The 13,201-nt window shown below is 32.1% G+C and carries 9 protein-coding genes; 4 read left to right on the top strand and 5 right to left on the bottom strand.

From position 1 onward, the window contains the following. The first annotated feature begins 1 nt into the window (after position 1). Genes Q4Q34_RS18050 through Q4Q34_RS18040 form a run of 3 tightly spaced genes read left to right on the top strand, consistent with a single transcriptional unit; the run spans position 2 to position 3,861 of the window. On the top strand, positions 2-832 hold the full coding sequence (locus Q4Q34_RS18050; protein WP_303317816.1) for an N-formylglutamate amidohydrolase: 831 nt from the start codon (positions 2-4) through the stop codon (positions 830-832). Between the two features lie 8 nt (positions 833-840). After that, a complete protein-coding gene (locus tag Q4Q34_RS18045) occupies positions 841-2,001 on the top strand; it encodes a flavohemoglobin expression-modulating QEGLA motif protein (protein ID WP_303317815.1) in 1,161 nt (386 codons plus the stop codon). A 6-nt stretch (positions 2,002-2,007) separates the two neighbouring features. Continuing rightward, complete coding sequence (locus Q4Q34_RS18040; RefSeq protein WP_303317814.1) at positions 2,008-3,861, top strand: type II CAAX endopeptidase family protein; 1,854 nt, start codon at positions 2,008-2,010, stop codon at positions 3,859-3,861. A gap of 3 nt (positions 3,862-3,864) precedes the next feature. On the opposite strand, the gene Q4Q34_RS18035 is transcribed toward Q4Q34_RS18040, so the two are convergent. Next, positions 3,865-4,281 carry a thiol-disulfide oxidoreductase DCC family protein gene (locus tag Q4Q34_RS18035; RefSeq protein WP_303317813.1) on the bottom strand — a complete coding sequence of 139 codons (417 nt, stop codon included), beginning with the start codon at positions 4,279-4,281 and terminating at the stop codon, positions 3,865-3,867. Between the two features lie 83 nt (positions 4,282-4,364). Further along, positions 4,365-6,533 carry an endonuclease MutS2 gene (locus Q4Q34_RS18030; RefSeq protein ID WP_303317812.1) on the bottom strand — a complete coding sequence of 723 codons (2,169 nt, stop codon included), beginning with the start codon at positions 6,531-6,533 and terminating at the stop codon, positions 4,365-4,367. Between the two features lie 200 nt (positions 6,534-6,733). Between Q4Q34_RS18030 and Q4Q34_RS18025 the strand changes: the two genes are divergently transcribed. Continuing rightward, a complete protein-coding gene (locus Q4Q34_RS18025) occupies positions 6,734-7,822 on the top strand; it encodes a DUF2911 domain-containing protein (protein WP_303317811.1) in 1,089 nt (362 codons plus the stop codon). 63 nt (positions 7,823-7,885) lie between these two features. On the opposite strand, the gene miaE is transcribed toward Q4Q34_RS18025, so the two are convergent. From miaE to Q4Q34_RS18010, 3 genes are all read right to left on the bottom strand, one after another. Next, positions 7,886-8,467: a tRNA-(ms[2]io[6]A)-hydroxylase gene (gene miaE, locus Q4Q34_RS18020; RefSeq protein ID WP_303317810.1), complete on the bottom strand. Its 582-nt coding sequence runs from the start codon at positions 8,465-8,467 to the stop codon at positions 7,886-7,888. Positions 8,468-8,515: 48 nt separating this feature from the next. Then, on the bottom strand, positions 8,516-10,675 hold the full coding sequence (gene recG / locus Q4Q34_RS18015; RefSeq protein ID WP_303317809.1) for an ATP-dependent DNA helicase RecG: 2,160 nt from the start codon (positions 10,673-10,675) through the stop codon (positions 8,516-8,518). A gap of 69 nt (positions 10,676-10,744) precedes the next feature. Then, entirely contained in the window at positions 10,745-13,159 is a 2,415-nt protein-coding gene (locus Q4Q34_RS18010) for a T9SS type B sorting domain-containing protein (RefSeq protein WP_303317808.1), read from the bottom strand. Positions 13,160-13,201 lie beyond the last annotated feature (42 nt).

The following is a 13,201-nucleotide window of genomic DNA, read 5'->3' as shown; positions in this document are numbered from 1 at the left end:
CATGGAAAAGCTTTCGCTTAAAGATATTATAAGCAAAATTTGTAAAGAAGAAATCTTTGAAGCGGTCTCTTCAGACTATTCATTTACCATTAAGATAGATTCTTACGTACCCTATGCTTGCGCAGCTATACACGATGGACATCAATTTAGAAAAGAACTTTGGGATAACTGTATGCATACCGAATATGAGCGTTGGTATGAAGAAGATCCCGAGACTAAGAATATGATTAAATCGCATCCCATTGTTATTGCGGGGTGTGATTCCAGATTTGAATACGATTTAAATAGAATGCCCGAAGAAGCTGTTTTTGAAACGGCTTGGGGAAAACAGTTATGGCGCAAACCGCTTTCGCAAACAATGAAAGATAAAAGCCTTAGAAAGCACACTAATTTTTACAAAGTTGTACATACACTTGTTCAAAAATTAGAAAGTAAATTTGGATTTTGTACCGTTTACGATATGCATAGTTACAATTGGAAACGTTGGGATAGGGAGGTGCCAACCTGGAATTTAGGTGCTAGTAATGTTGATAATGTTAGATTTGGAGATAGTATTGAAGATTGGAGGCAAAGTCTATCTGAAATTACATTTCCAAACGACATTAAATCAACTTCAAAAATTAATGATACATTTCAAGGTCATGGATATTTCTTAAAATACATTACCCAGAACTTTAAAAATACCTTAGTTTTGGCAACCGAAATTGCAAAAGTGTATTGTGATGAATCTGATGGGATTATATATCCAGAAGTTGTTCGAACAGTAGAAAAAGAACTAATATCTCGAATCCCAGAACATGCATTAAGAGTGTATAGTGAGTTTAAAAGATAGGAAGTATTATGAAGATTGATAATGATGTGTCTACCCAGGCACTTTTACAGATTGATAAGAGTATCGATTCATTAGTTAAGCAAATAGAATTGCTGAGTTTTGTGAATCCTATTAATATTGAAGAAGAAAAAACGAGGTTCTTTTCATCTAAATATTTAACCGATCCTGTTTTTAAATACCCTAATATAAATTTCGATAAGTTTAAACTACATAGAGAATTATTTACACAATCTTTGGAACTTATTGAAGATTCTGAAATCAAAAATCTTTATGAGGATATTATTTATGAATATTCAGGGCTTATACAATGTATAGAAACTATAGGTAGCGGAAAGAAATTCTATTATAATTCTTTGCGTTGTTTTGGAACCCCTACAGAAAGAGATGTAGAAAACGCTAAGTTTATTCTTCATTTTGATGATGAAGATAAAAATGTTTCGGATTTTATACCAAAATATAATGCCTCTGAAGCAGAACCGTTTTTTAAAGCATTTTCAAAGAAATATGATTTCAGTTATACTATAAAACAATCCGATAAAATTTCTGCAATAGCCATGGTACTGAATAATAACAGAACTTTGGTTTTAAATACAAATCATACCTACTCTGATAATGAAATAGCTGTACTAACCAACCATGAAATAGGGGTGCACATGGTAACAACTATGAATGGACTATCGCATCCTCTGAAAATATTTTCTCATGGATTTCCTAATAATGAGGAAACACAAGAGGGATTAGCGGTTTTTTCGGAATATATGAGTGATAATTTGACAATAACACGCTTAAAAGAGTTGGCATATCGTGTTATTGCTGTAGATAGTTTGGCAAAAGGCTATTCATTTTCTAAAACCTTTAGATTGCTACATAATCAATACGACTTAGATAGAGAAGTAGCTTTTTATATAACCGTACGCGTACATAGAGGAGGTGGTTTTACTAAAGATTATTTGTATCTCACTGGACTTAAAAAGATTTACAATTATTATCAAGAAGGAAAAAATTTAAGTTTATTATTGACAGGGAAGGTAACTCTGGAATATGCAAATGAAATAGAAGTACTTATTAAAAAGGGTTTAGCAGTTCCTGCGAAGCATATTACAGACTCTTATGCTGTAAATAATAATACTAATAAAAAGGTGGATTTTATTTTAAGGAGTTTGAAGTAACATATAATGAAAAAGTTTTTACAATTAGTCTTCATCTTATTTACATTCTCTGTTTCTAGCCAAGGGATAAAAGTTAATCAAAAAAATAGTTACACCCTATTTGTAAAGACATTAACAAACTCCAAAGAGATAAAATACCAAGACATATTAAATGCATATAATAATTTTATAGCGTTGCACCCTGAAAACATTACAGTAAAAGTGTATAAATGTAAATTCATTGGGAGTGCCTATTATGATGAAAATGAAGGCTATAATTTAAAATATGAGGAAACTCAAGAATGCATTGATGACTTGTATAGTACCTATCCTAATAATCCAGAAGTATTACTATACAAATTAGAAAACACATATGGAGAAGAGGGTAATGAACTTATAGATAATATTATATCGATTTACAAATCGAATGAAACGGATTGGAACTTTGAACAAATTAGTCATTTTTATGAGATTTGTGCAAATCGTTTTTATGATGATCATTATAAATCAATTTCTTATGCAAAAAAAGCTGAAAAATTTAATGATACACTCGATTTATCAGTTTTAATTTCTAGGGCTTATTTAAATCTTAATAATAAAGAAAAAGCAAAGAAAAGATTATTGACGTCATTAGACATTGATCATGAAGCATGGGTTTTAAATGAAAAAGGAAAGCTTTTGGTTGAGTTAAATGAATATGAAAAAGCTTTAAAAATGTTTGATCGTGTTAATGAAAAGGATTCTACGCTTTTAAATACAGAGGGTTTGTACAAAATCTTTTTAGAAAAAGAAAATTATAAACAAGCTCGAATGTATTTATTGAAGGATACACTTGATACTTGGAATAAAACTATAAATATTCAGAAATTATTTAGTCATGATTTATTGTATTCAAACCCCCAATTAGCATTAGAAAGTTATAGAAGGTTGCAAAAGGAAAGTTATTATGATGATTTTTTAGGGATTAAAAGGTTGAAATTATTTATAAAATCACCTTTTGAATCTTGGACATTTACTGAAATTTCACATTTACTGATCTTAGTAGCTTTAATTGTAGTTTTATTTTTAATACCCTATTTATGGATTTTACCAATTTATAGTTTTAGCAGGTTTTTTAAACTGGAAAAGGTTAAAACAGAAGAAAAACTATCTGTGAATTGGTCTCTTAAACATTTTTGGGTAATTAGTTTTTTTTATTTGTTTTGCCAAGTTGTTTTAGGGCTTGTCTACTATTATCAAGATTATATCAATTACCTATTTGATATTGGGTATTCATATGTTGATGAAAGCCTTGTAGAAAGTGAGTTGGAAATAGCAAATTCTGTTATTGTTTTTTCAAGTCTTATGCTCGTTTCGACATTATTATTTCTAAATAAAAAACGACTAAAATTTGTGTTAAGCTCAATTTTTAGTTTCAGGCAGATGATAGGATTTAGTATCCTTTTTGTGGTTTTTAATTTCATAATACTGAAAATTTTAGGCGGTTTTTTTGATTTAACCGATGCGGCTAATTTTATTAAAGCATTAAGTGCAAAAGAGGAGATAGTTGCCGTATTTAATGAATATGGTTTTGTGATTTCAGTACTTATTGTGGCTTTGATTGTCCCGTTTTATGAGGAGATTATATTTAGAGGTGTTATTTTGTCTTCTACAGAAAAACACTTAGGGTTTGCACGTGCAAATATTATACAAGCATGCTTATTTGCTACAGTGCACTTTAGTTTAAAGTTTTTTATTTTTTATTTTATTTTTGGAATTATTACAGGCTATACTGTTAAGCGTACAAATGGCTTATTCACAGGAATTGTTTTTCATGCAGTTAATAATTTTGCTGCGTTATTTGCAATTTATATGGCTACTAAATTATTATCAGGAATATAGAGTCTACTCCAAAAACTTACTCTTCAACTCAGGAGTTGGAATCATACAAGCCTCCTTTTTGCCATACCATTTATAACGATTTTTAGCAATGTAATCGTAAACCCAATTTCGGATAAATGGTGGGATAATAAAAAACACACCCATTAAACTTTGCGGAAAGCCTAGGTGTACTGCAATTTTTATAGCAGCAGTAGATTTTGATACTAAACTACTATCAGGAGTGTATAATAATATAGAATCTGTTTTTTTGGTGTCTATATTAAAGCGTTCAATAAGGTTTTTACCAATATCACTTTGCAAAGGCGCAAACATAAATATGTTTTTTTTATCATGTTTTATAACATACTGCACACTAGTATTGCATAGGTTACAAACACCATCAAATAAAATAAGTTTTTTATGTTTAGGTAAATCAATCATAAATTTGTTTAAGAGAACTCCAATTGTAAAATTTCTTTGTTAATTTTATTACTGAACACTGAACACTGAACACTGAACACTAATTATTTCCTCACTGCTTCCACAAGCTCTAATTGTTCTATACTTACATTAGTCGTAAAGATACCATAGTTTACAACAGCCTTGTTTTTTTCAATTTTATCGATGCTTCCAATAGCACGTCCATCTTCCATGCGAACGCGATCTCCAATTTTTAAAACAGGTTTAGGCTTAGGTGTTTCAATAGCCTTTTTCTTTGCCTCTTTTTTCTTTTTACGTATAACGGTGACTACTTTTTCAGCTTCCTTTTTTACCTGTTCTTCTTTAGCTTTTATGGCTTTTTTCTGTTTGGCTGTTACTTTTTTGCGCTTAGAGTTTTCAATTTGAACGACTTTAAATAGCTCTGCCATCAATTCCCGTTTTTGTTTGTTGGCGAAGTATTTTTCAGCAATATCGTTTACTTTTTGGCCTAAATAGATAAGGCGTTGGTTACTATCATATAGTTCCTGATAGCTTTCCAGTTTCTTCTGAATTTTAGCATTAATTTCCTCTAACTTATCAGCCTCTTCTATTTTTTTCTTTTCATTCAATTTTAACGATTGTCCAGTTTTTTCTAATCGGGAACGTTCCTTTTGAAGCTTAGCAATGGTTGCATCAAAGCGTACTTTGCTACGTTCAATCTTCTTTTTAGCACGATTTATTAAACTGTAAGGAATGCCATTTTTCTGAGCCACTTCAAAAGTAAAAGAACTTCCGGCCTGTCCAATAACTAATTTAAAAAGCGGTTGAAGCGTCCGTTCATCAAAAAGCATGTTCGCATTGAGCATATATGGTAACTCATTTGCTAAAATTTTTAAATTGGAATAATGCGTAGTTATAATACCAAAGGCCTCTCTATGATAAAACTCTTCTAAAAAAGTTTCGGCTAAAGCACCACCTAACTCAGGATCACTTCCCGTACCAAACTCATCAATTAAAAAGAGTGTGTTTTTATTACATTTCTTTAAAAAATAATTCATTTGTTTTAAACGGTAACTGTATGTGCTTAAATGGTTTTCAATAGATTGATTGTCTCCAATATCGCTCAAAATCCTATCGAATAAACAAACGTTACTGCGCTCATGTACTGGAATCAATAAGCCACTTTGTAGCATGACTTGTAATAAACCAACCGTTTTTAATGTAATACTTTTTCCACCAGCATTGGGTCCTGAAATGACTATAATTCTACTCTCTTGTTTTAATTCTATGGTCTGTGGAAAAGTCGTTTCTTTCTTTTCTAAATTGTTTAAATATAATAAAGGATGGTAGGCATCTCTTAAAAACATGCTTTTCTCTTCAGAAATCTCAGGAAGAATAGCATTCATAGATCGCGCATACTTCGCTTTTGCTGAAATAACATCGATGTTTATTAAAAATGCCTGGTAGTTTTCTAATAATAGTAAAAACGGACGTATAAAATTAGTAAGGTCTTTTAAAATACGAATAACCTCTTCTTGTTCTTCGTATTCTAAATTGTTAAGTTCCCGCGAATACTGTAAAGTTGTTTCGGGCTCTATGTAAACAATACTGCCTGTTTTACTACCTCCCATAATAGCACCCTTTACTTTACGGCGATACATGGCTTTTACAGCGAGTACACGTTTGTTCTCTACTACAGATTCACGAATATCATCTAAATATTCAAGATTATGGTAAGTGGTTAGAGCAGAGGAGAAGCTGGCATTTATTTTGCCTTTTATAGAATTAATAGATTGACGTAACTCAAAAAGTAAGCTAGAGGCATTATCTTTTATATCTCCAAATCGGTCTACAATAGCATCTATTTTTTCAATAATTACTTTAGTGACTTCTATATGTGACGCATATGCACTAAGTCCCGGATAATATTCCTCAAACTTTTTTAGATATTTAACAATTTCATTTGCAGTTAATGAAATTGAAACTATTTTTTTTAATGCATGTACTTCTAAATAAGTATTTTCAATACGTAATAACTTAATTTCCTTTGTTATAGGATCAAATCCATGGTTTGGAATACGGTTATCATTATAAAAAGAGGATAAGTATTCGTTAGTTAATTGTAAAGCACCCAGTAATTCTTCCTTTGTTTTGTAAGGGGCAGTTAATAATGCTTTTTCATTTCCTAATGCGGTTACGCAGTGTTCACTTACTTGTTGTAGAACAGTTGAAAACTCTAAGTCTTTTAATGTTTTGTCATGAATGTTTATCATTCGTTTTCTCATCTGGGTATAAGAAAACAAAGTTAAAAATTCTATTCAATTTGGGCATGGTTTTATAAGAAGTAAATAAAAGGTCTAAAACTCTTAAAAAGTGTTAATTAACAGAGGGTTATAATTCTTTAACAAAATGCTAACATCTGTGAATGAGATTTGTACATACCTTGAAAACACAATCAAAAAACATAACTAAAATGAAAACTAACAACCTTACCACATTATTGGTGTGTCTATTGCTTGCTTTAAGTTTTAGCGCATTCGCACAAGTAAATACCCCACGAGGAAGTCAACAAGCTACAATGTCTCAACGCGTAGGCATTTCGGATGTTTCAATAATATATTCCAGACCAAGTGTAAAGGGTCGAGAAATATGGGGAAAATTGGTTCCTTATGGGATGAATAATTTAGGTTTTGGAACGGCAACTGCGGCACCTTGGAGAGCTGGAGCAAACGAAAACACGACCATAACTTTTACGCATGATGCTAAACTAGAAGGAAAGGCTATTAAGGCTGGAACTTATGGATTACATGTAGAATTAAAAGACGCAGATCATGCCACTATAATTTTGTCTCATGACGCTAATGCCTGGGGAAGTTATTTCTACGATGCTTCAAAAGATGCTTTGCGAGCAGATGTTAAAACTAAAGCGGTACCACATAAAGAACTATTAACTTATGAAGTAAATGATATCCAACCAACTTTTGCTATTATATCTCTTGTATGGGAGAAAAAAGAAATTCCTTTTAAAGTAGAATTCGATGTAACAAATATTGTTTTAAATGAATTTAGAGATAAATCTATTGGTAATTTAGGTTTTAATAGACAAAATTGGGAAAACATGGCTCGTTTTTCATTAAATAATGGTGGTGATTTAAATGAGGCTTTAGGTTGGATTAATGGTGCTATTGCAGGTAATTTTTATAGCCAAAAAACATTTAACAATTTGGCTATTAAAGGACAAATATTAAATAAATTAGGTAAAACACAGAAATATGCTGCTTTAATGGATGAGGCTTCAACGATGGCAAATAAAAACCAGTTGAATACTATAGGCTATCAAATGCTAGCTTCAAAAGATTATAATCGAGCTCTTAAATATTTTAAGCTGAATGTAAAAAACAACCCTAAAGATGCTAATTCTTATGACAGTTTGGGTGAATGCTATAAAACTATGGGAGATAAAAAGAATGCTATTAAGTATTTAAAAAAGGCATTGTCATTAAATCCTCCGGCTAATGTAAAAGCAAATTCAGAAAAACTTTTAAAAGAACTCGACGCTTAATAAAAAATCATCAATCAAACTACAAACATTGTGATTAGCCCAGCCATTTTGGTTGGGCTTTTTTCATCCATGAATGGTTTCGGTTTTGCCATAGTTTTTTATGACTATGCTTTCAAATTCTACAAGCTCTTCCCAACGTTTATCAACATCAATATCTTTCCCATATTTACGGGCAAACCCTATGAATGTTGTGTAATGTCCAGCTTCACTAATCATTAAGTCATGGTAGAATTTAGAAAGTTCTGGATCTTTTATTTTTTTCGATAATAGTTTAAAACGTTCACAGCTTCTAGCTTCAATCATAGCTGAAAATAGTAGTCTGTCTACCATACATTGCAGTCTGTTACCGCCTTTATTCATGAATTTATAAAGCTCGTTAACGTAACTATCTTTACGTTCTCTACCCAGCTTGTAACCGCGCTTTTTTATAATATCATGAACCATTTGGAAGTGTTCTAGTTCTTCTTGGGCTAAAACTAATAAATCAGTAACCAGATCGGTATACTCAGAATTTAGAGTAATTATAGTTATAGCATTAGAAGCAGCCTTTTGTTCACACCAAGCGTGATCGGTTAAAATCTCTTCAATATTTGATTCTACAATATTTACCCAACGTGGGTCTGTTTCCAGTTTTAAACCAAGCATAATTGTTTTTATGTAAAAGTAATATTATTAAGTAACTATCAACTAAAATTACGAGATGTAATTCCAGATATTCTTATACTTACCTAAAGACTTATAAGTTTCTAAAATCACTTCGTTATCTATAGAAGCGAGTGTGGAGTCATTTTTGAGTACGTTCTTAGCATGATGTCTTGCTAATTTAAGAATATCGTTATCCTTAATAATATCAGCAATTTTAAGGTTTAAAACGCCACTCTGTTGTGTGCCCATAATATCACCAGGACCGCGTAAGCGTAAATCAACTTCTGCTATTTCAAAACCATCACTAGTTCTAACCATAGTTTCTAATCTGGTTTTGCTATCATTACTAAGCTTATGGCCTGTCATTAAAATACAATAGCTCTGCTCTGCACCACGTCCCACACGACCACGAAGCTGATGCAATTGTGATAAGCCAAAACGTTCTGCACTTTCAATAATCATAACCGAAGCATTAGGTACATTTACACCAACCTCAATAACAGTTGTGGCTACCATAATTTGAGTTTCTCCCTTTATAAAGCGCTGCATTTCGTAATCTTTGTCTGCAGGTTTCATTTTACCGTGAACGATGGATATTTGATAATCTGGTAAAGGGAAATCTCTGGAAATACTTTCATAACCATCCATTAAATCTTTATAATCCATTTTCTCATTTTCCTGAATCAATGGATATACAATATAAATTTGTCTTCCTTTGGCTATCTCATCTCTAATAAATTTAAAAACATTTAATCGGTTTTTATCATACCGATGTACCGTTTTTATAGACTGTCTGCCTGGTGGTAATTCATCAATAATGGAAATATCTAAATCACCATAAACAGACATGGCTAAGGTTCTTGGAATAGGAGTGGCCGTCATCACTAAAATATGTGGAGGTGTAGAAGTTCCATTATTTTGTCGAACGGATTTTGCGTCCTCCCTTTGGGAGGATTGAGGAGGACCTTTCTTCCATAATTTGCTTCGTTGTGCTACTCCAAATCGGTGTTGTTCATCTATAATAGCAAGCCCTAAATTTTTAAATTTCACCTTATCTTCAAGTAAGGCATGCGTGCCAATAAGTATCTGTAAATCGCCATTTTCTAGATTCTCATGAATTATTTTTCTTTCTGAAGTTTTAGTTGAACCTGTTAACAGTCCTATTCTGATATTCAATTTGTTACATTGTTCAATTAATCCGTTATAGTGTTGAACTGACAAAATTTCAGTCGGAGCCATTAAGCAAGCTTGAAAACCGTTGTCAAGTGCTATTAACATTGACATTAGAGCTACTATCGTCTTACCGGAACCCACATCACCTTGTAATAACCTATTCATTTGTGCATTGCTGCCTAAATCGGCACGAATTTCTTTTAAAACACGTTTTTGAGCACCCGTTAATTCGAAGGGTAAATGTGCTTTAAAAAAGGTGTTGAAATGTGTGCCTACTTTTTCAAAAGGAAAGCCTTTTATTTTTGTTTTATGAGCTAAATTTTTGATGATAAGCTGTAGCTGAATATAAAATAATTCTTCAAATTTTAATCTAAATTGAGCTCTTGAAAGTAGCTCTTGACTTTTAGGAAAATGCACATTAAAAAGTGCTTCGCTTTTAGGAATTAATTTGAGTTTGGTAAGTAAATTTTTAGATAGTGTTTCGACAAACCGTCCTCCAGTTTCTATAAATAGCTGTTGCATAATTTTACCAATCACACGATTTGTAATGCCTTTATTGGATAATTTTTCTGTAGAAGGATATACCGGTTGCATGGCAGAGCGTAAATTTTGTTTATGGGCTTCCAATTCTTCTATATCTGGATGAGGCATATTAAACTTACCACTAAACCAATTGGTTTTTCCAAAGATCACATAAGGTTTATTGAGTTTCAAGCTGTCACGAATCCATTTTTGTCCTCGAAACCAAACTAATTCCATCGTACCAGTATCGTCTTGAAAAGTTCCTACTAGCCGCTTTCCGCGTTTTTGAGCAACTTCTTTAAAGGCGATAATTTTACCAATCACTTGTACATCCGCATTATTGCGTTGTAGTTGGTTGATTTTATAATATCGTGTCCGATCTATGTACCGGTTTGGAAATAAGTTAATTAAATCCTGATAAGTGTGAATGCCTAGTTCCTTTCGCAATAAATCGGCACGGTTTGGACCTACGCCTTTTAAATAATCTATTGGAGTTTGAAGTTTTGCGGACATAAAAGCGAAATTAATATATTTCGTTTAGGCATAGAATTAAAAATAGTAAAAGAAATTTTTATCTGAAAATTATCGTTTCAATGTGAAATGACCAATGTATGCTTTTCCTTCTTCGTAAACATAACGAAACCAATAATCTTCATCTGGCAGAGGGGAGCCATTAAAATTACCGTCCCAGCCTAAACTATTAAGTGATAACTGCTTGATAAGCTTACCGTGACGATTATAAATATAAACAACTGATTTTGGATATTTACTTAAGCCTTTTATATGCCACCTTTCATTTATTCCATCTCCATTTGGTGTGAAAAATTGGTTATAACCTAAAGCTACAACATCTTTTCTAAGAGTATGGCATTTAAATTTATCTCTTGCATACACTGTATATTCTCCAGGAGGAACCTTGAATGTATTATCGGTTTTAAAATGTTCTCCATCAATAGAATATTCAAAATCTCCAATATGGGACGTTTTCAAAGTTAGTGTGATTAGATTTGAAAAACCAGAAACATCAGTGTCAAGGCTGGTTGGAGAATCTACTTGTTTTACCTCAAACATAATGGTTTTTGAACAGGTGTGATTATTTTTTGTTTTAGATACGGTTAAACTATAAGTATCTGGCTCTGTAATTGTAATGAATCGTGATGTGCCCTTTACGATTCCATGACTATCCTTCCATTGCCATCCTTCAAAATCACCTCCGTCTCTTGTCACCTCGGTATTATTAACACATAGATACCCCGTTTTTTTTAAATCTTCTAAGTCAAAGACATTTGCACTTAATTTGAAACTTGTAATATCGTAGCATTGCGTGTTATTTATATTAAAAACCTTAGCATAAACTTTTTGCTCAGGTTCATTGATTGTATATAAAATAGGCAATTCGTTTATGTCAACTCTAGCATCATCAATATTTGAATAATATTTCACTCCATATTCAGCCACAGATTGCCCTCCCAAGATTTCACTGTCCTTTGTGGATAAGTCGAAGCGATATGTATCTTCCTCTATACATATATTGTAATCCGTTACAGGATTTGCCACAGGCGTATCGTAAATAATGACCTCTTTAGTTTCTGTTTTTGTTCTAAAACCTGAAGTTATTTTAGCCTTTACTATGTATTTTCCAGGATTAGCATATATATGAGAAGGCGCTACTTTCGTAGATGTATGCCCATCACCAAAATCCCATTTAATAGATTTAAGCGGTTCATTTATATAAAGAGAAAATTCAGTTTCATCTCTAAAACACAAACCTTTAGCTTTTATTCCTGTCTTAAAAAAGGATTGAAAAAAACCAGGAAGCCATCCATTACAAATTTTGGGAGATAAATTAACACCTTCGTTTATAAAATTACAAGCTGCACCGCTAACATTTGGGTTGTCAATTACAGATAAAAAATTATGATGTTGGCGTGCTACATATATTTTCCCATCTATAGCCAGTTGTAAATCCTTATAGCCGGGAACACCTACTTTACTTTTAACAACTGGAAATATAGATTGTTCTATATTATTGGAATCAAGGTTAAATTGAAAAATAAAACTAAATTCTTTATCAAGTGAAAAATTACTGCTTCTTCCGCCATAAAAATTACTACTAATGTAGAGTTTACTGCTGTCAACAGAGAATTCTACACCATCTACAAGTGAAGTTAATCTAGCTGAACTAGTAACTACAACTCCTGGAGTATTACTAGCAATAACCGTGCTTAAATCAATAGGGTTGCTGACTTTTCCCGTAGCTGAATCAAAACTAAAGAGTTCAGCTAGAATATTTTGTGAGAAAATATCATCATCATGACCTGCCAAAGCCAGAAATTTTCCATTTGTAGATGCTTTTAGTTTTCCTACAAGCTGTTTTAAAGGTTTTATGGGGATTTGGGTTGTCACTGGTTTAGTTATTAAACCATTTTGATTTAATAGGTAAGCAAAAAAAGTGTCTACATTCTTTTTGTGCGTGATTACCCATATATCTTGGCCATTATCGTGAAATACAGTAGTCAAATTTTCATGAGCTTTAGCAATGTACATGTCTTTTGAAATTACATCACCTAAACCTCCGTTTAAAGTCATATTTACAATATGATATTGTAAACCATTCCCTTTTTCCGAATAATCATTAGTAAAAATATAATAGACTTCTTTACTGCCGGGAAGAGGGATGATAAGACATGATGCTGCGCTATGAGTATTTGCTGAAATATATCTCCCTCCTTTAAGCCCTTCACCATTTGGCATTATAGAATGGTTTTTATCCCATACTGTTATCCCATCTGTATAAAATAATAAATCACCCTTACCATTAGATATTGAAGCAATAGCACCACCAGTAGTTATTTTACCGTTATATAAAGGCTTGGGTATACCATCATTAAAATCAACTCCAGCATTTTGTCCAAAATACCAAAATGCCGCTTCTTTTTGTGCATATCCTTGAGCCAAAATGGAAAATAATATTAAAAAAATGATGTTTTTATGCATTTTAATTGGATTAGACCTATAAAGAATAAATAAATATATTGA

The sequence above is a fragment of the Flavivirga abyssicola genome (assembly GCF_030540775.2).
Taxonomy (GTDB): domain Bacteria; phylum Bacteroidota; class Bacteroidia; order Flavobacteriales; family Flavobacteriaceae; genus Flavivirga; species Flavivirga abyssicola.
Note: the sequence above shows the minus strand (reverse complement) of the source record. Positions and strands in the feature narration are given on the sequence as shown.